The following is an 18,766-nucleotide window of genomic DNA, read 5'->3' on the forward strand; positions in this document are numbered from 1 at the left end:
ATCCTCCCCATTTCTCCTACAGGTTATCTATGACCCGCAGCTTTTCGCCTGTTTCAAAATCCATGTAATAATAATTTATTGAATTATTTTTAGAGCGGTAATAAATTTCCCACACCGGCCTGTCTTTTATGATGCCCGGTCGGACTTCGACGATTTTTTCTGGATTTCTCGCTTCGTACAACTTCTCGATCGCCTGGTTTCTAGTGAGCGCATCTTTTTGCTTTCTCGTTATTACTGCGCCTTCTTTTTCTGGCACCCAGACAAAAACGGTCTGTTTTTTTTGATTTTTCGCCTTAAATACGTAGTAAGTCTCTTCCCCATGATAGAGATGGAAATCGGTAAAGCCTGTCAAATTTGTTTCCCGCTGCGCCTTATGGCGCGCATTTGCTTCGGCAGCCTTAACCGGTTCGGTAGCATTCAGGTAGATGCTGACAACAACCCCTATCACAAATATGAATGCAATTACAGTAATGATCATCCACTTCTTCATCATTATCACATCTCTATGTACGGTATATCGTAAAAACGGCTATGTTTTCATCCTGGGGATCCAGCGCGAGCCCAAACATTAAATCCTTGTCCTTAAGGTTCCGGTTCAGGGCGTCCACGATTTTATATAAATCAGGGCTTTGCTGAATCTTTACCGTTGATAACACTTCAATTTTACTTTCCAAAATAGATAAGCCTCCTCAACCTGAACAATATTTGTAACTTATAGCTACTGTTTTTGTGGTAATAATAAATGATACAACTTCATATAACACCAATTATAACAGGTGTTTTCCTTAACGATAACTGCCACTGGACCAAATTATTCAAAATAGTTCTAGTCCACAAACAATTTTTTTGCCGCGCGCCATTGCCCGGCTTTTTTTTTGCAGAAAAATGACCATTGCGTCGGCGCAGGCTGTTTCAGTTAATTGTAACAGTCCGATGCATTTTTGTTAAGAAAACCCGGCCATCATTATTCCCATAATCAAAGCCAGGACTGTATCAAATCAACTGTCTCATCAATGGAATACTGTTTAACCGGGACATTGGGCACAGAATCAAGGAACGCTTTTCCATAAGAACTGGTAAGCAGCCTCCGGTCAAAGACAATGATGATGCCTCTGTCAGTTGACGTCCTGACCAGCCGTCCGAATCCCTGTTTAAAGCGAAGTACCGCTTCAGGGAGTGCATGATCGGAAAATGGATTGCCCCCCGCCTTTCTGATCTGCTCACATTTTGCTTCTGTCAATGGCTCATCGGGCGGTGAAAAGGGAAGGCGCACAATAATGAGGCACGACAGATCTTCACCAGGGATATCAACGCCCTCCCAGAAACTGCTTGTGCCAAAAAGGATCGCCTTTTCAAAGCGTTGGAAGTTCCTGGTCAACCGAGTTCTGCTTCCCCCGCTTATGCCTTGTGCGATCAATGCAAAGTCCTCAAGCAAACCGCTCTCTTTAATCAGCTCGTACGTTTTCTTCAGCATATCGTGCGAAGTGAACAAAATAAGCATCCGGCCTTTCGTTGCTTCCGCGACCGAGATGATTTGCTCGGTTATCGCGGCTATGTATTCGTCATCTTTAACGGCCTTGATTTCAGGTAAATCTTTGGGCACAATCAGCTGTACCTGCTTTTCATAGGAAAAAGGTGACGCAATTTGATTTATCATGCACGGCAAACCATCGATGCCAAGGTCTCTTTTTATAAAATCGAACGAGTTTTTCACCGATAATGTTGCGGACGTGATGACGACGCTTTTTTTCATAGAAAAGAACTGCTCCCGCAAATATCCGGATACGCTGACCGGCTGTGCATACACCGTGGTGGCATTCTGGACAGCGCGCACGTCTGTTTCGATCCAGCGAACATACTCACTTGAAGGGCTAAAAAAAAGTTCTTTAACATTCCTGTTAATTAGTGCCAAATCCTCCAATAAAACTGACAATTCCTCCAGAAATGCTTTTTGTTCAGCTGTCAGTTTTGAAGACTGCTGTCCAGCATGGTCAAGCCTCCGCTGCATGGCAGCCAGGAAGTCTTTCATAATAAAGTAAAATCGTTCAGCAGCGCCAAGCAATGCGCTCCATTGTTTTCCTCCCATTTCAGGCGATAGGCGGCAGTTTATCCTGTTTATAAAGGGTTTGTTCTTTTTTTCTTTTCTCGCGTATAAACTGGCCAATTTGAACAGCTCATCTGTTTCGTACTGAAGGTCTGCCAGCAACTGGTTTATCTCGAAGGCATGCTTCATATCCTGTGCTTGTTTTTCCAGCCCGGCAAGGAGCGTTTCCAGTTTATAAAACAGCTGGCCCTGTTCGTACAGACCGATTTGATTAAGGCTTAGCCGGACGGCCATATAGTCAAGCACTTTGCCAAAATACTTTGCGGCTGCATCCCCAAAATGATGTCCTTCGTCAAGCACAACGTAATCGTAAGGGGGCAGGAAAGAATGATCTGAGACAAGGTCCGTCAACAACAGAGAATGGTTTGTAATGATTACATCGGCGGTCTCGGCGGCTTTCCTTGCGCGATAATAGAAATCCCTTGTTTTCCACTGTTCGTTTTGTAAAAACACCGGGACATCATTTTTTATTTTACTCCAGTAAATGGCGCCGCCGCTGGATAAATTCAACTCATCATAATCCCCGATCTCTGTTGAGGTCAACCAGACAAGAATTTGCATTTTTGAAAGCGTCGTATCATAATTGTCGTCCTCTTCCCTTAACGACTGTTCAAACTTTGCCAGGCTAATATAGTGCTGCCGTCCTTTTAACAAGGCAGTATTAAGCGGCAAAGGCATGATTTTTTTCAAAAGGGGAATGTCTTTTAAAAGAAGCTGCTCCTGCAGCTGTGTCGTAAATGTGCTGATCATGACAGGCTTTGCATGATTTTTTGCGAAAACTGCGGCCGGGATGAGGTAGGCAAGCGATTTCCCGACTCCCGTGCCCGCCTCGATCAATGCATGGGATTCCCTGTTAAACGCGTCAAAAACGACATCCATCATTTGAAACTGTCCCGTTCTTTTTTCATATCCAGCAAAAGCCCTCTGCAATGCCTGCTGCTTTGCTTCTTCAGTTTGGGGATACTCCATCATGTCTGGAACATTCACTGGTGTGTCCGTGTCAACCTGCTTTCTCAAGGCTATGCCACGGAACACCTCAAGGTGGCCGGGGAGATTTTCAATTTTCCCTTTGTTTCCAAGAAGAGCCGCTTCGAAAAGCAAGTGCACATCGCTCTTTAATCCTGTGGACAGCTTTTCAAGGCTCTTTAATGTAACCATTGGAAGCATGTTAATTTTTTCGAGCAGAATCAACATTAATTCTGCAGTCACAAAAGCATCGCTGTCAGCCTGGTGGGGCCGGTCATGGCGGAGGCCTTCCGCCAAGGCAAGGTCAGTCAGTTTGAAGCTGTCTGCAGTCGGTAGCATCACTCTGGCAAGCTCGACTGTATCAAGCACCGGCCCATAGAATCCTCCAACGCCGGCATTGATCAGTTCATCCTGAAGGAAAGCGAGATCAAAAAATACATTATGCGCCACAAAATATGCATCCTTCAGGAGCTTTGCAATGTGCGGCGCAATTTCCGAAAACAAGGGTGCTTCCTCCACCATTTCTTCGTTGATGCCTGTCAGTTCTTCAATAAAAAGCGGGATGGGCTGTTCCGGATTTACAAGTGAAGAAAACTGTCCTGAAATCTTTCCGTTTTCAATCACAACAGCTCCAATCTGGATGATCCTGCTCCCTTTTTTAGGCGTATTCCCCGTCGTTTCAAGATCTATGACAACAAATTTATTGCTCATCTGTTACACCTCTAACATTCGTCACACAAAACGGTATCACAAAAAAGGGTGAAATAGCAACCTATTGAAAAAGCCCCCGCACCGGGCGGAAGCTTTCAGTATATGGTCCTTTCAGGCTCTCGATAAAGCATTTCCTTGATTCTGTTGTGTTCATCCAACAAAGCTACCTTTGGCTGATGGGACGCTACCTTTTCTTCGGGAACGAGTGCATAGGAAATGATGATCACCACGTCTCCTTCATGGACAAGGCGTGCGGCAGCCCCATTTAAACAAATAATACCGGTGCCGCGTTCTCCAGGGATGATATATGTTTCAAACCTGGCTCCATTGTTGTTGTTGACGATTTGCACTTTTTCGTTTGGAACCATGCCTACTGCGTCCAGAATTTCACTGTCGATCGTAATGCTTCCGACATAGTTCAAGTTCGCTTCTGTCACCGTTGCGCGGTGAATTTTGGCATTCATCATGGTGCGGAACATTTTGTTTTCCTCCTACAGTTCTTCAACATTTAAAATGATATTATCAATCAAACGGGCCCGTTCAAATTTTATGGCAAGGGCTATGATGACCTTTCCTTCAAGTCGTTCGAGATTATTTAAATCTGGATACGAATAAATTTCGATGTAATCAATAGTTGCCTTACACCTGGAGGTGATATGCTGCCTGACTGATCCAGCAATCACATCTGGCCTTCGTTCCCCATTTTCGATCAGCTTCCTCGCGTGAATGAGGCTCTGGTAAAGCTCGGCAGCCTGGGTTCTTTCCTCCGGCCGTAAATAAACATTCCTTGAGCTTTTTGCAAGTCCGTCTTCTTCCCTGACCGTTTCTACCGGAATGATCTCAAGCGGGAAGTTAAAATCGGAAACCAGCCCCTCCACCACGGCAACCTGCTGGGCATCCTTCAGGCCAAAATATACTTTGTCAGGCTGGATAATGTGAAAAAGCTTTGTCAGCACGGTTGCAACTCCGTCAAAATGGCCCGGACGGGATTTCCCGCACAGGACGTCTGTCCGTTCCTGAACGGTGACCTTTACCGAAGGCTTATTCGGATACATTTCATCTACTGCAGGGTAAAACAGGTAGTCGACTCCTTCCCTTTCGGTAGCCCTGGTGTCTCTCTCAAAATCACGGGGATACGCGTCAAGGTCTTCGCCTGGACCAAATTGGAGCGGGTTAACAAATATGCTAAGAACGACAATCCCATTCTCCGACCTGGCCCTTTTCAGCAGGGTTGTGTGTCCCTCATGCAAAAATCCCATCGTGGGGACAAACCCAATTCCGTTCCCTGATGATTTATGCTTCAAGCTTAATTGCTGCATTTCTGCGGCAGACGTAATGATTTTCATTCCGTGCCTCCATATAGTCCCTTTAATTCCTCTTCCTTCATTGTAAAACTATGTCTTTCCTCCGGGAACAACCCGTTCCTGACCTCAGAAACATATGAATTTAAACCGGCGGAAATTTGTTCATCCACGTTTGCATACTGTTTGACAAATTTAGCCACACGATCGACACCATACGTAATCATGTCATGGTAAACAAGTACTTGTCCATCACAGTTGGCTCCCGCACCGATACCGATAGCAGGAATGGTTAATGCCCGTGATACTTCTTCGGCAAGCTGTTTTGGGACACATTCAAGCACGACTGAGAAGGCCCCGGCTTCCTCGCATTTTTTCGCGTCCTCCAACAGCTTTTTAGCTGCGCCGGCACTTTTTCCCTGGACCTTATAGCCCCCAAGCACAGCGACAGACTGGGGAGTCAGGCCTAAATGGGCCATTACAGGAATTCCGGCCCTAGTAAGCGCCTTGATCTGGTCGATCACTTCGTCCCCGCCTTCTAGCTTTACCGCATTGGCACCTGCCTCCTGCATGATGCGCGCGCCGTTTAACAGGGTGTCTTTTATCGACAGATGATAGCTCATGAATGGCAAATCAACTACGATGAATGTATTTGCGGCTCCCCTTTTCACTGCTTTGGCATGATGAATCATGTCATCCATAGTGACCGGAATGGTCGACTCATATCCGAGGACAACCATTCCGAGAGAATCTCCAACAAGGATGACATCCACTTCAGCCTGCTCGGCATGACGTGCAGAAGGATAATCATACGCAGTCATCATGACGATTTTGTTGCCTGTTTGTTTCATTTTGATAAAATCGGTAGTTTGCTTCATTGGGTTCCTCCTTTTTTACAAGAGGAGACAAAACAATTCTTGGTGATATCCAATAAAAAAAGGGTCCCTCCAAGCCAGAAGGATCCCTTAATCGCGCATACTTGTTTCATCCCTCTGTCCCCGTCCGCTTCGGATCCGGGCAGAATTTAATATAGTGAACATAGAAAACAACCGGGTGCAGTTCCTCGGATACTGCCCAACAAAAGTATAGCAAATGATTATGGCTTATGGCTACTGTAATTATCAATTACCTAGCAGGATGTCAGCTGAATAAACATGGCGTATTTCTCCCGTGGGTTCTTCGATCATTAACACGCCGTCATCCGTTATTCCTAATGCCTTGCCTTTGATGCTGCCTGTCAAAGTCCTTGCGGTAACCACTTTGCCTATGCTGACCGCGTAGCTTTCCCAGAGAAGCTTTACAGGGTAAAACCCTGCGTCCAGATAGGTTATATACAGCTTTTCAAGATTTTTGAGTACTGCCTGGACCAGTTTCACCCTGGAAAGCGGACTGCCTGCCTTTATTGCAAGTGAAGAAGCAACCTCCGCAATTTCGTCGGGGAAATCTTCCTTCTTCTGGTTCACGTTTATGCCGATTCCGATAATGATCGCATTGATCCGGTCGGATTCTGCCTGGAGCTCGGTCAGGATCCCGGTCACTTTTTTTCCATCGATCAGGATGTCATTTGGCCATTTGATTTCAGGGATTAACCCTGTAGTTTCTTCGATAGCCTGGACAATTGCCACCGCAGCTATCAAAGTAAGCTGAGGCGCCTTTTGGGGAGGAATATTGGGGCGGAGCAGCACACTCATCCAGATTCCGGTATATTTTGGAGAATGCCACTTCCGGTCCATTCTTCCCCTTCCTGAGGTTTGTTCCTCGGCTATGACGACTGTTCCTTCTGGTGCACCGTCATAGGCAAGGCGATGGGCAATTTTCTGGGTCGAATCGACAGAATCCTCATAATGGAGGTTCCGTCCCAAAAATTCAGTTTTTAAACCGAAACTGATTTCGTCGGCTGATACTTTTTGCGATGTCTTCAAAATTCGGTAACCTTTTCTCCTGACTGCTTCGAATTCAAATCCATCTTTGCGGAGTTCTTCTATATGTTTCCAGACAGCCGTCCTGGAGCAGCCTGCGAGGTCTGCCAAATACTGGCCGGACAAGAACTCCTGGTCCGCGTCCGTGAAAGCATCAATCAATTTTCTTCGCAATTCCGATTGCACTTTCCGACCCACTCCCTTATTTGCTGTTTATGATTATCAAGCTCTCCCGCTATGATCGCTTTTTCTATTTGCTCACGCATCTCTTTTATCCAGGGCCCGGCCTTGTTGTTTTTCCATTCCATTAAATCGCTGCCGGTAACGTTAACCTCAGAACGTTCCTTAATCGGAAGGCTGTCAAAAAGTCCGATCAAATGGCTTTCATGATTTCCGCGGCCTTGAAAAATAGTGTTAAATACCCGTTCCGTATTCAGCGCTGTTTCGATGCCACACTCGTACAAAGCCTGCAAATCCCAGTCATGTTCCATTCGGTATTGAAGCCATCGCACAATCTTGAGCAGCTTTTTTATTCGATTTACCGGCAGCTTCCACTCACGTAAGAATTGCTCGGCACCTTTTCCGGAAAGGTTAAGGCTATAGATCAGTAGCGCCCACATCTCTTCAACATCAAGATGGCTGGTCTTATAGGATGCAAACTGCAAGAAACTGGCGTATTGTTGGGAAAGGCCGGGCAAATATCGATAGACCGCGGTTTCAGATGTCAAACGCATCGCCCTTTCTCTGGCAGGCCCTGTCAGCATTTTCTCAAATTCCGCCGTTTTTCTTTCGACAGCAATTTTTTCGAGAAGGCCGGACAGCTTTTTGATGGACGATAAAGTTCGAGATTCGATAGAGAATGAAAGCTGGCTTACAAACCTTAATGCCCTTAGGATACGCAATGCATCCTCCCGGAATCTTTCCTCAGGGGCGCCCACTGTCACAATTTGCTTATTGTTGATTGCGACCCGGCCATCGTACGGGTCGATGATGTATCCATGCCTGTCCATTGCCATAGCGTTCATCGAAAAATCACGCCGTCTCAGGTCTTCCTTTAAAGACCGGATAAATTCGACCCGGTCAGGCCGCCGGAAATCAGTATACTGTGATTCTGCCCTGAAGGTTGTGACTTCATATGAGGCTCCCCCGTACAGCACAAGAACTGTCCCATGTTCAATTCCGACATCTGCCGTTTTCGGGAATATAAGCTTGATTTCGGCAGGCGTGGCAGAGGATGCAATATCGATGTCGGAGACAGGGCGTCCGAGCAACTGGTCTCTCACAGACCCGCCAACAAAGTAGGCCTCAAAACCGGCTTCTTCAATTTTTGTGATGATTGGAACGGCTTGTGTAAATGGTTCATTCATTTCCTGTTCACCCATTCCCGGTTAAATCGTAATAGAGCTTTTCATATTCGCCAACAATTTTATCCGCGCCAAATTTTTGCTTCACGATGTCCATTGACTGTGCGGCAAACGCCTGGTGCATACCGGTATCAGAAAGCAATTCTATCGATTTGGATGCAATGTCCGTGATGTCTCCAAGCTCACAGATAAAACCGGACCGGCCGTGCTCGATCACTTCAGGAATCCCTCCGATGTTTGTGCCGATGCACGGCACCCCGCATGCCATAGCTTCCAAGGCCACAAGCCCAAAGCTTTCCTTCTGGGAAAGGAGCAGCATCAAGTCACTCATCGAATATAATTCTTCAAGGTTATCCTGCCTTCCAAGGAACAGGACTTTTTCCTGTATCCCAAGGGCAGAGACAAGATCGCACACAGTTTTCATTTCCGGGCCGTCCCCGACAAGCAGCAGCTTTGCAGTCATTGTTTCCGCTATTTTTGCAAAAGATTTAACCACATCTGGCACCCTTTTGACTGCCCTGAAGTTGGAAACATGGATGATGACCTTTTCCCCGTCGTGAATACCGAATTCCCGCCTTAAATTATGTACTTCAAGCCGCTTATAAACACGGCTGTCAATAAAGTTATAAACACAGGAAATTGGTTTTTCAGGCTTGATTAAATCATAGGTTTGTGCGATTAATGCATTGGAAACAGCGGTAACCGCATCGGATTTTTCTATTCCAAACCTGATTGCATCCGTCAAAGACGGATCATATCCCAAAACGGTGATGTCCGTTCCGTGGAGAGTAGTGACAATTTTTATGTCACGGCCCGCCATTTCCCGTGCCAAAATTGCACAAACCGCATGCGGGATTGCATAATGGACATGGAGGACATCAAGATTTTCACGGTTCGCTACCTCGGCCATTTTGCTGGCGAGGGCAATATCATAGGGCGGATATTGGAAAACCGAGTATTGATTGACCTCTACCTGATGATAAAAAATATTGTGGTACATCCTGTTCAGCCTGAATGGCAAACCTGATGAAATAAAATGGATTTCATGGCCTTTTTCGGCAAGCAATTTCCCCAGCTCTGTTGCGACAACACCTGAACCACCTACTGTGGGGTAGCAGGTGATTCCGATTTTAAGTTTTTTCATCATTCATCCCCTAAAAGATCAGCATGGAGCAGCAGCGGGTTTTTTGTTTTGAAACCTTCCGCATATTGCACGCCGGCTTCCTTGCCGAACATCTTTTCCCGGGCTTCTACCGTTTCAATATAACCGTTGACCAGCGGTGTTTCAAAGCTCGCCGGGCCTTTTACAAACTGGCTTTCGTACGCCTGCAGCCCTGCCACCTTTTTATCCATGAAGGCAGAAATATCAACGACAAAATCCGGTTTATGAAACCCATTGATCATATAAAAATATATCTGGTTAACCCTGTGGGGCATTAGCCCGTTGCCTGAATCAAATTTTTTTATTGCCGCAGAAAAGACAGCCTCTTCAACAAGCCGGGCGCAATTCCCATGGTCCGGATGGCGATCCTCAAAATAAGGCGCAAACACCACCTGTGGACGATACATGCGGACCAGACCGGCAATTTTTTGTATATATCCTTCATTCAGGTACAGCCCCCTGTCAGGCAAATCCAGTGTTTCCCGAACCACTGCTCCTAATACTTCGGCGGCCTTGGCGGCTTCCTGCCGGCGCAGCTCGACTGTCCCGTTCGACGACATTTCCGATTTAGTCAAATCGCATATTCCGATTTTCTTTCCAAGAGAAGCATATTTAGCGACCGTGCCGCCCATCCCTATTTCCACATCATCCGCGTGGGCTCCAAAGGCCAGTATATCCAGATTAATTATTTCCATCCGGTTCCACTCCGCTTTCTTTAGCCACTTCCCTCCAGGAGAGATCGCCCCGTTCAATTCCTTTTATCAAGATCTCTGCAGTGCCCATGTTTGTAGCGAGCGGGATGGAATACACATCACAGAGCCTGATTAATGCAGATACATCGGGCTCATGCGGCTGGGCGGTCAACGGGTCCCGGAAAAAGAAGATCGCATCCATCGTATTTTTCGCAATCATTGAGCCAATCTCCTGGTCGCCTCCCAGTGGGCCTGACTGGAACCGGTGGATTGACAGTGATGTAGCGTCCATGATCCGTTTTCCTGTAGTGCCAGTTGCATAGAGGGAATGCTCCTGAAATATTTGTTCATAGGCAATGGCAAACCGGATTAAATCGTCTTTCTTTTTATCGTGTGCTATTAAGGCAATATTCATCGGTAACCCTCTATTCTATAATGTTCTCAAGTCCGTAAACAAAGGAATCAATATTCAGTACGGTGTCAACTGCAAGCTTGACTCCTGACATGAAGGATGCCCTGTTGTAGGAGTCATGGCGAATAGTCAGTGTTTCCCCGTCAGCTCCAAACATTACCTGCTGATGTGCTATCAGTCCAGGCAGGCGGACTGAGTGTATATGCATCCCCTCATAATCTGCACCCCTTGCGCCGGAAATCGTTTCCTTTTCCCCAGGGTGGCCTTGTTTTTGGTGCTGCCTCACCTGTGAAATCATTTCCGCTGTTTTTAGAGCCGTCCCGGACGGGGCATCCAGCTTCTTGTCATGGTGAAGCTCAATTATTTCCACATTATTGAAGTATTTCGCCGCCAATCTCGAAAACTTCATCATCAAGACTGCACCTACAGCAAAATTGGGGGCAATGATGCAGCCAGTTTCCTTCTCCCGACAGAGTTGTTCCAATTCCTCAAGGTCTGCCTTGGAAAATCCGGTTGTGCCGATGACGGGCCGTACCCGATGCAAAAGAGCGGTTCTTGCATGCAGCATGCCATATTCCGGTGTGGTCAGGTCAATCAGCACATCTGGCTGCTGCTCCTGCAGGCATTTTTCAATATCTATGTACACAGGAACATCAGCTTCGGGGAACCCGCCGATCTCATGCAATTTCATTCCATCATGCTTTCTGTCCAGTACAGCCGCAAGCTCAAAATTTTCCGTATTTAAAACAAGCTGGACTGCTTCTTGCCCCATCCGTCCACGCGGGCCGGCAATAACGACTTTAACCTTATCCATTTTATCTTCCCTTTCAGTCTTCTATTCTGGTCCATCTGTCCCTGTCTCTTGTGTTGAATTTGTGCATGACACGGTCATGTGCTTGTGCAAGATCAATATTTAAGGAATTGGCGAAACAGATCAGGACAAACAGCAAATCAGCAAGCTCTTCTTCAACAGTGTTGTCTGCCTCATCAGACTTTTTCGGCTTTTCACCATGATGGTGGTTGACTTCCCTGGCCAGTTCCCCCAGCTCCTCGCTCATTCTCGCTAGCATCGCAAGCGGGCTGAAATAGCCTTCCTTGAATTGGCTTATGTAGGCATCGACTTCTTTTTGAAGGTCTTTCAAGGATTTTTCCGCCAAAATTTGTACACCTCGATTGAAATATTTATTATTTCAAAAGCAGCAGGCCATCTCAGGCCATTTATCCTAATGTTAGCTAAATCCATAGGCTTTGACAATATTTTAGATCGTGCCGCTGTGGCTCCAACTCTACATATTGCCCGGATGCCGGTTATTTTATATAATTAAAAACGCTGTTACAGATTCATACTACTACATAAATGCGGAAGCTCCTCCAAAACAGGCAAAAGAAGCGCGTTGTCCTGCGAGGAACTTAAGGGAGTTTTCCAAAGTGTCCAGAGGTCTGGTCATCAATAAGGAGGAATGACGTTGCTTTTCGGACTTAAAATAAAGAATATCCTGTTTATCCTGCTCGGCTCAGCGATTTTTTCATTTGGTGTCATCCACTTTAACATACAAAATAACCTGGCAGAAGGCGGCTTTACCGGCATAACGCTCCTGCTCTATTTCTTGTTTGGCTGGTCTCCGGCAATCACAAACTTGTTGCTGAACATCCCACTGTTTTTCCTTGGCTGGAAGCTGCTCGGCAGGAGCGTATTCCTGTATACGATTATCGGTACGGTTGGGGTATCGATCTTTTTTGCCGTTTTTGAAAGGTATCAAATTGAAATGCCTCTGTATGAAGACCTGTTTTTGGCAGCTTTATTTGCCGGGGTATTCATCGGAGTCGGCCTCGGGATCATTTTTCGCTATGGCGGCACAACTGGCGGAGTTGATATTATCGCCAGGCTGGTGATGAAGTATTTCGGCTGGAGCATGGGCAGGACGATGTTTATCTTCGATTTCTGCGTCATTACACTGTCGCTCATTACATACCTCAATTACAGGGAAGCGATGTACACACTTGTTGTTGTTTTCATTGGTGCAAGAGTCATCGATTTCATGCAGGAGGGCGCGTACGCCGCCAGAGGAGCGATGATCATCTCTGATAAAAACGATGAAATAGCAACAAGGATCATGAAAGAGATGGACAGGGGTGTAACCTCTTTAAAAGCGGTAGGTTCATTTACGAAAACCGAACGGAATGTACTTTATTGTGTCGTCGGCAAAAATGAAATTGTACGGCTTAAAAGCGTAATCAATTCTGTGGATCCCCACGCGTTTGTGTCAGTCACCGTTGTCCACGATGTACTCGGCGAAGGCTTCACCCTCGATGAAAACAAATTGCCTCTTGAGAGATGACGTGAGTGTTGAGCCAAAGTTTTATTCGCGGGAATTGTATAAACCTTGCCATAAAAAAAATCCATGCTACACCGCATGGATTTTTTCTCTATTCATTCCTTGCCATTCCAGTATAGATGAGCACGAGGCGGAGCAATTCAAGAACGGCAACTGCTGCTGCGGCGACATATGTCATGGCGGCGGCGTTCAATACCTTCCTTGTTTCGCGCTCTTCATCATTGCGGATGATCCCGGTCGCAACAACCTGATCCATTGCCCTGCTTGAAGCATTGAACTCGACTGGCAACGTAATCACCTGGAACAGGACAGCGGATGCCATAAAAATAATACCCAACAGAAGCATTCCGCTCATTTGAGCAAATATGCCGATCATAACCAATATCCATGCGAAATTTGACCCGATATTCGCAACCGGGACAAGTGCATGCCGGAAGCGGAGGAATGCATAATTCTCCTGGTCCTGTATGGCATGGCCAACTTCATGGGCCGCAATGGCCGCAGCTGCTACAGAATGCCCATGATAGTTTTGTGATGACAGACGCACAGTCTTGCTTCTCGGATCGTAATGGTCACTCAAAAACCCTCTCGTTTCCTGGACATCCACGTTGTAGAGCCCATTGTTGTCCAAAATCCTCCTCGCAACTTCTGCGCCTCTCATTTGAGAAGATGACGGTACCTTCGAGTATCTTGAATAGGCGCCGCGCACCCTCATTTGCGCCCATAGCGGAATCAGGATGATGATCGCAAAATAGATGAGAAATTCCATTTTAGAACCTCCTATCAGCTCGTGATGGTTATCCTATATTTTATTCAGGCTGGTATTCGGTGTCAATTCTTTCGCTCTTTCTGGCGATTTTTCAACATTTCCCGATCCCCTTTATATTTTCTCCAACCAACATAAGATAAAGTCAGGATAATAATACTTCCAGTTGAAATGATTACCCACCATAATGAGGGATCCGCTTCATCTTCCGTCATGTCGTCAAAAATGGTCTGAAGATCTGCCTGGAGGGCATCAAGCTCTTTTTGGCCCGAAGCTTCTGACAATACCTTCGGCCGGTAATGGTCAATGAAGCTTACCTTCGCGTCGAGTTTTTGGATTCTTTCAGGTGTTACATCAATTTTCATGCTGGGATAAATCACTTGGTATAATGACAGAAAAGAATTTAAATTCGAATGGAAGTTTTGGTTGTCACCAATATAGGCTGCTTTTTTCAAATCACCGAAAACTGTCATGATCGGCCCCTCCATCTCGGCCCAGAGAGGCTGATGGGTGGAAGAAATTGCGTCAATGACAAGCCTGAACTTTGTGACCTCATTTATCCGCTTTTCATGGGTCATATCCGGACTGGATGCGGCCTGTACTGCACCATTATGGGCAACTGTAATTATCCTTAACTCATCCATTGTAAAAGGCTTGCCTTTTCCTGCCAGTTCAAGAAACTGGTCTGAAAAGTGAGCAAGCATCTTTTTCGCGTCTTCATATCTGTGAAGCTTTACCATTAAAAGTGCTTCGTCGGAAATATGATCAAGCTTTTCGATAGGCGACGTCGGTTCTGCGTATACTGCCAGAGGTGCAACTGCCATTATCATCAGGATCAATAAAAAAACTCTTGCCCTCATTCCTGTCCCCCCTCCAAATACTATTAAAAATGTATGAGAGAGTGGACAAGGTTAGACCAAAATTTTCCCCTGCCTAACGGGAGGATTTAAATGGGAGCTCCAGCCTTCCCGGCCGCAAACAGAAATAGTATCCAACCCCGATCGACAATATGCTTAACCAGAATGTAAAATAACCGATTTCATTCATGTACAGGTCCAAAGTGTGGTACCTTGGCATCATTTTGAATACATAATCTATGATTTCATTGTGAAGAATTATTATTGCCGCAATTATAAGATGCCTTGGTTTCATGCGATAAAACGGGGAATATAATATCCCCTCAACCGCCATGGCGAAATGGGATCCCATCAGCATCAGACCGATCCAGTCTAATTCTCCTGACACAATAAACACCAGCAGGTTCATGACAACTGCCCATATCCCATATTTAAACAGGCTTACAATTGCGAGTGCCTGCATGAGCGGCCAATTCCTGCCCTTTAAAAAAGCAATTAACACAAACACAAAAAACAGGCTCGCTGTTGGGCTGTCAGGCACGAACAGCAAAAATTCCGGAGGCGTTTCCCGAAGCTGCCATCCATACCAGTAATAGCCGTAAGCAGTGCCAAAAATGTTCACCCATAAAAGAAGCCATAGTGCCGGCCTGCTGGCCAAAAGTGGATAAATACCTGAAATCATCATGTGTCCCCGTTTCAATATTATCTATTTCATCATAACAACGCAGATTCCGCTTTACAAATATTCTATCGATGCAGAAAACGGAAGAAACTAAAAAAGCTGGCGGTTTTTGGCGCCAGCTTTTGTCGTGTTATTTTTTTTCCAAGCCTGCAATGAATTCAGAAAGCTTTTGCAGTTCTTCATCAGTCCCTTTAAAGATGCCTGCAGGCATGCTGCCTTTACCGTTTTTCGCAATGTCGGCAATCTCTTCAGGTGTCAATCCTGTCCCCACCAGCGTAGGACCGGTGCCACCGTTCAGCTCACCGCCATGGCAGCTGAGACAGGTATTTCCTTCAGCAATTTTATAGCCTTCAGCTTCCTTATCAATTTCAACATCCGAAATTTGCCCCTGCTTTTTGGCAGCTTCCCAGTCGTGGGTGACAACGGACTCCCATGTGAGGTAAAAGGTGCCTGCAATCGCAAGCAGCATGAATCCTGTTGCTATCGGGCGCTTGGACGGGCGCCGTTCAGGGCCCCGGTCAATGAACGGAGCAAGAAGCAAGCCGCCGAAGGCCAGCCCCGGGATTACCATCGCCCCAATTACTGTGAACGGACCGGAAGCATACTCATACTTTAATAATTGGTATAAGAACAAGAAGTACCAGTCTGGCAGCGGGATATAAGAAGTGTCTGTCGGGTCGGCCACCCTCTCGAGCGGAGACGGATGAGCTACAGTCAAACATAAATACCCGATCAGGAAAACCGCTCCAACCAGCCACTCCTTAAGCAGGAAGTTAGGCCAGAAAGCTTCTGTTTTTCCGGGATACTCCGAGTAGTCTTTCGGAATATTCGGTTTTCGTTCTGCAGGGACACGGGTGTCACCTACAAACTTCATCCCTTTTCCACGATGCATCGAGCAATCCCCTCCTTTTTTTCTAAAATTTTGCGTATCCGTACAGCATTATCTTAAGGAAATTTTACAATGGCCCGGAAATACCCTGCTTGCGGATCATAAGGAAGTGCGCACCCATCAAACCGAGCAAAGCACCCGGCAGGAAGAACACATGGATTGCAAAGAAACGGGTCAGCGTTTGTGCTCCGATGATGTCGGTATGCCCTGAAAGCAATACCTTCACCTGCGTTCCGATCAGAGGTGTCGCCTCTGCAATTTGCAAACCTACTTTAGTGGCAAACAGCGCTTTCATATCCCACGGAAGCAGGTAACCTGTGAACCCGAGTCCGAGCATGACAAAGAAAATTAGAACGCCGACTACCCAGTTCAGCTCGCGGGGCTTTTTGTATGCCCCCTGGAAAAATACGCGCAAAGTATGTAGAAACATCATGACGATGACAAGGCTTGCCCCCCAGTGGTGCATTCCCCGTACGATTTGTCCGAAAGCAACTTCATTTTGAAGATAGTAGACAGACTGCCAGGCATTCTTGATGTCCGGAACATAGTACATTGTCAGGAACATCCCGGAAAGTATCTGAATGACAGTTACAAAGAAAGTCAGACCCCCGAAGCAATATACGAACGCTGAAAAATGGTGCGCCGGATTTACATGCTCGGGAACTTCATGGTCTGCGATATCCCGCCACAATGGCGTAATATCCAAACGTTCATCGACCCAGTCGTAAATTTTGTTTAACAAGACTTAAGCCTCCCCCCGAGGTTTTGCTTTTCCTAAGTACAGGATGCCGTCCTTTTCTTTATAAGGATAAACATCAAGCGGTTTCAAAGGCGGTGTGCCTTTAACATTGGTTCCGTCTTTAGTGTAACGCCCATAGTGGCATGCACAGAAGAATTGGTTTGGATGCTCCTTATCCGAATTCCAGTCCACAGTACAGCCAAGGTGCTTACATACCGGCGACAGGGCAACAATCTTGCCGTCTTCGTCCTTATACACCCATGCTGTGTTTGTCACGTCGGATTCGTACCAGGCATCCACCTGCTTAAACGTGAAGTCGACTCGCGTTGGTTCTTCGGTAATGTCCGCCACTTTTTTATTTGTAGCAATGAAATCGCCTGCCGCGTTCGCCTTCAAAACAGGGTCAACTGCGAAACGAACCATCGGCATCAGCATTCCTGCGGCCATGAAACCGCCTACACCTGTGAGGGTATAGCTTAGAAATTGGCGTCTTGTAACACGATGCTTGCTCATGATATTCCCCCCTCTAAAACGAAGATAAGTCCCCCCGGACATAAATGGAACACATTTTATAACTAGGACATAATCATGATATATCAATCTCTTAACAAGGTCAATATTATACTATGCTGAAAACATATTAAATACAGAATTATGACTCTTTTTCCCGCCATTTTTGGACGAATAGATTTAACAGCTGTTTTACCTGGTCTTCCAGTATAGAAGTTTTGTAGTTTTCATCCAGATTCCCGATCTGCAGTGACGGAAGCCATATTAATGAACCATGCAGCCCGGCTTCATGCTGTTTCCAATTACTGTCTGATGTTAAGTAAAAAATATGCTGGAATTGCTTTACCCGAAATTCCTGTTCCCATCGTTTAATGTTGGACAGGCTTGTTTCGGGATCTGCAGTCAAGTATGTGAACCCGGGGAGAAGCATGATCCTGCCCTTGAACTGCCTTTCGAGCTGCATGGACAAAAGCGAAATAAATTCTGTCATCGAGGCAGCCTGCTTGATGTCGTCACCGAAAGATACCGGCAGCAGCGGCAACACAATTGTATCCACATACTCTTTCGATTTTACATAAATTTCTACGTCAGCAGAATTCCACTTCATCTAAAATTCAACTCCATCGAGGGGCCTGACCCCCGGTAATGTGACGCGTTAAAGCGCCGGGGGCCTGACCCCCAACCAAGTAATGCGTTAAAGCGATGGGGGCGACGCCCCTTATTTTGTTATTATACCATTTGGGCAAAATAAAAAGCCTGCTTAATTTAAGCAAGCGGTAATTTCCGGGCTAGTGCCCCGGGAGTTGCTTCAATTGATTGGTTAAACTTTTGAAAGCTTTTTCATCCTGTTTGTCAAGAGCTTCATCAATAAGCTGGAGCAGCTTTTCCTTTTGGAAGCGTTGGATGCTTTCAGCAAGAAAACGTTCGGCAATCAGCCGGTCTTTATCACTGATTTGAAGGTTTCTCGGCATATATGGGTTTTCCTCAAGGACAGCAGCAAATTGATGGGCTTTGTTTGAAGCATGGAAATTCAGCTGAATGTAAATTTCTTCATCACGGTTCAGACGGATGTCATGGAACGATTTTTCTGCGTCTGTTGTCATCACGTTTTCTTTATAAAAACGGAATGGCACTTCATCAACACAGTGGGTTGACATGACCAGCCCTCTTGGACAATATTGGGCATTGTCAACAAAGTGGACCCTTTCCATAAGCTGGTCGTGGCTCATCAAATAATTGAGGATCCAAACACATTCCCGTCTTTTCAATTGATAATGGTTTAAAAACCAGCGGATAAAGTCCTTTTTCTCGTTGACAGAAACAGGGGTTGCCATTTCCTGAATCCCTCCTCTGCAT

Annotated in this window: 22 protein-coding genes; 1 reads left to right on the forward strand and 21 read right to left on the reverse strand. The window is 46.1% G+C overall.

Going from position 1 to position 18,766, the window contains the following annotated elements; all coding sequences use genetic code 11:
• Positions 1 to 16: 16 nt before the first annotated feature.
• The 13 genes from CVD19_RS01270 to CVD19_RS01330 all read right to left on the reverse strand — a co-directional run bounded on the left by CVD19_RS01270 (position 17) and on the right by CVD19_RS01330 (position 11,788).
• Positions 17 to 493, reverse strand: a complete 477-nt coding sequence (locus CVD19_RS01270; protein ID WP_101580056.1) for a cell wall elongation regulator TseB-like domain-containing protein — start codon at positions 491 to 493, stop codon at positions 17 to 19.
• A 10-nt stretch (positions 494 to 503) separates the two neighbouring features.
• Complete coding sequence (locus CVD19_RS01275) at positions 504 to 674, reverse strand: YpmA family protein (RefSeq protein WP_101580057.1); 171 nt, start codon at positions 672 to 674, stop codon at positions 504 to 506.
• A gap of 302 nt (positions 675 to 976) precedes the next feature.
• Positions 977 to 3,781, reverse strand: coding sequence for an ATP-dependent DNA helicase DinG (gene dinG / locus CVD19_RS01280; RefSeq protein ID WP_101580058.1), 2,805 nt, complete (start codon positions 3,779 to 3,781; stop codon positions 977 to 979).
• A gap of 95 nt (positions 3,782 to 3,876) precedes the next feature.
• Positions 3,877 to 4,260 carry an aspartate 1-decarboxylase gene (gene panD / locus CVD19_RS01285; protein WP_101580059.1) on the reverse strand — a complete coding sequence of 128 codons (384 nt, stop codon included), beginning with the start codon at positions 4,258 to 4,260 and terminating at the stop codon, positions 3,877 to 3,879.
• A gap of 12 nt (positions 4,261 to 4,272) precedes the next feature.
• A complete protein-coding gene (panC, locus tag CVD19_RS01290) occupies positions 4,273 to 5,127 on the reverse strand; it encodes a pantoate--beta-alanine ligase (RefSeq protein ID WP_101580060.1) in 855 nt (284 codons plus the stop codon).
• Entirely contained in the window at positions 5,124 to 5,960 is an 837-nt protein-coding gene (gene panB, locus CVD19_RS01295) for a 3-methyl-2-oxobutanoate hydroxymethyltransferase (RefSeq protein ID WP_101580061.1), read from the reverse strand. The genes panC and panB overlap by 4 nt, the downstream gene beginning before the upstream one ends.
• Before the next feature lie 243 nt (positions 5,961 to 6,203).
• The gene (locus CVD19_RS01300) at positions 6,204 to 7,187 is read right to left on the reverse strand and encodes a biotin--[acetyl-CoA-carboxylase] ligase (protein WP_101580062.1); all 984 of its coding nucleotides are present in this window, start codon (positions 7,185 to 7,187) and stop codon (positions 6,204 to 6,206) included.
• Positions 7,160 to 8,368, reverse strand: coding sequence for a CCA tRNA nucleotidyltransferase (locus CVD19_RS01305; protein WP_101580063.1), 1,209 nt, complete (start codon positions 8,366 to 8,368; stop codon positions 7,160 to 7,162). The genes CVD19_RS01300 and CVD19_RS01305 overlap by 28 nt, the downstream gene beginning before the upstream one ends.
• Positions 8,369 to 8,375: 7 nt before the next feature.
• Complete coding sequence (bshA, locus tag CVD19_RS01310; protein ID WP_180953470.1) at positions 8,376 to 9,509, reverse strand: N-acetyl-alpha-D-glucosaminyl L-malate synthase BshA; 1,134 nt, start codon at positions 9,507 to 9,509, stop codon at positions 8,376 to 8,378.
• A complete protein-coding gene (gene bshB1, locus CVD19_RS01315) occupies positions 9,509 to 10,222 on the reverse strand; it encodes a bacillithiol biosynthesis deacetylase BshB1 (protein WP_101580065.1) in 714 nt (237 codons plus the stop codon). The genes bshA and bshB1 overlap by 1 nt, the downstream gene beginning before the upstream one ends.
• Entirely contained in the window at positions 10,209 to 10,634 is a 426-nt protein-coding gene (gene mgsA, locus CVD19_RS01320) for a methylglyoxal synthase (RefSeq protein ID WP_101580066.1), read from the reverse strand. The genes bshB1 and mgsA overlap by 14 nt, the downstream gene beginning before the upstream one ends.
• A gap of 10 nt (positions 10,635 to 10,644) precedes the next feature.
• Complete coding sequence (gene dapB / locus CVD19_RS01325; RefSeq protein WP_101580067.1) at positions 10,645 to 11,445, reverse strand: 4-hydroxy-tetrahydrodipicolinate reductase; 801 nt, start codon at positions 11,443 to 11,445, stop codon at positions 10,645 to 10,647.
• A 13-nt stretch (positions 11,446 to 11,458) separates the two neighbouring features.
• On the reverse strand, positions 11,459 to 11,788 hold the full coding sequence (locus CVD19_RS01330) for a nucleotide pyrophosphohydrolase (RefSeq protein WP_180953471.1): 330 nt from the start codon (positions 11,786 to 11,788) through the stop codon (positions 11,459 to 11,461).
• Positions 11,789 to 12,097: 309 nt separating this feature from the next.
• On the opposite strand from CVD19_RS01330, the gene CVD19_RS01335 reads away from it, so the two are divergent.
• The gene (locus CVD19_RS01335) at positions 12,098 to 12,970 is read left to right on the forward strand and encodes a YitT family protein (RefSeq protein WP_101580069.1); all 873 of its coding nucleotides are present in this window, start codon (positions 12,098 to 12,100) and stop codon (positions 12,968 to 12,970) included.
• Between the two features lie 88 nt (positions 12,971 to 13,058).
• Here CVD19_RS01335 and CVD19_RS01340 read toward each other — a convergent pair whose 3' ends face one another.
• The 8 genes from CVD19_RS01340 to CVD19_RS01375 all read right to left on the reverse strand — a co-directional run bounded on the left by CVD19_RS01340 (position 13,059) and on the right by CVD19_RS01375 (position 18,744).
• Positions 13,059 to 13,736 carry a zinc metallopeptidase gene (locus tag CVD19_RS01340; protein WP_101580070.1) on the reverse strand — a complete coding sequence of 226 codons (678 nt, stop codon included), beginning with the start codon at positions 13,734 to 13,736 and terminating at the stop codon, positions 13,059 to 13,061.
• A 62-nt stretch (positions 13,737 to 13,798) separates the two neighbouring features.
• Entirely contained in the window at positions 13,799 to 14,593 is a 795-nt protein-coding gene (ypjB, locus tag CVD19_RS01345; protein ID WP_101580071.1) for a sporulation protein YpjB, read from the reverse strand.
• A gap of 73 nt (positions 14,594 to 14,666) precedes the next feature.
• Positions 14,667 to 15,269, reverse strand: coding sequence for a DUF1405 domain-containing protein (locus CVD19_RS01350; RefSeq protein ID WP_101580278.1), 603 nt, complete (start codon positions 15,267 to 15,269; stop codon positions 14,667 to 14,669).
• 133 nt (positions 15,270 to 15,402) lie between these two features.
• Complete coding sequence (locus tag CVD19_RS01355; RefSeq protein WP_101580072.1) at positions 15,403 to 16,164, reverse strand: menaquinol-cytochrome c reductase cytochrome b/c subunit; 762 nt, start codon at positions 16,162 to 16,164, stop codon at positions 15,403 to 15,405.
• 64 nt (positions 16,165 to 16,228) lie between these two features.
• The gene (gene qcrB, locus CVD19_RS01360) at positions 16,229 to 16,903 is read right to left on the reverse strand and encodes a menaquinol-cytochrome c reductase cytochrome b subunit (RefSeq protein WP_101580073.1); all 675 of its coding nucleotides are present in this window, start codon (positions 16,901 to 16,903) and stop codon (positions 16,229 to 16,231) included.
• Positions 16,904 to 16,906: 3 nt separating this feature from the next.
• Positions 16,907 to 17,413, reverse strand: coding sequence for a ubiquinol-cytochrome c reductase iron-sulfur subunit (locus CVD19_RS01365; protein WP_101580074.1), 507 nt, complete (start codon positions 17,411 to 17,413; stop codon positions 16,907 to 16,909).
• 139 nt (positions 17,414 to 17,552) lie between these two features.
• Positions 17,553 to 18,017, reverse strand: coding sequence for a YpiF family protein (locus CVD19_RS01370; RefSeq protein WP_101580075.1), 465 nt, complete (start codon positions 18,015 to 18,017; stop codon positions 17,553 to 17,555).
• Between the two features lie 181 nt (positions 18,018 to 18,198).
• Positions 18,199 to 18,744 (reverse strand): ReoY family proteolytic degradation factor, encoded by a 546-nt coding sequence (locus tag CVD19_RS01375; protein ID WP_101580076.1) that lies wholly within the window; start codon positions 18,742 to 18,744, stop codon positions 18,199 to 18,201.
• Positions 18,745 to 18,766 lie beyond the last annotated feature (22 nt).

Origin of the sequence: Bacillus sp. T33-2 (assembly GCF_002860205.1) — a bacterium.
Lineage (GTDB): Bacteria > Bacillota > Bacilli > Bacillales > Cytobacillaceae > T33-2.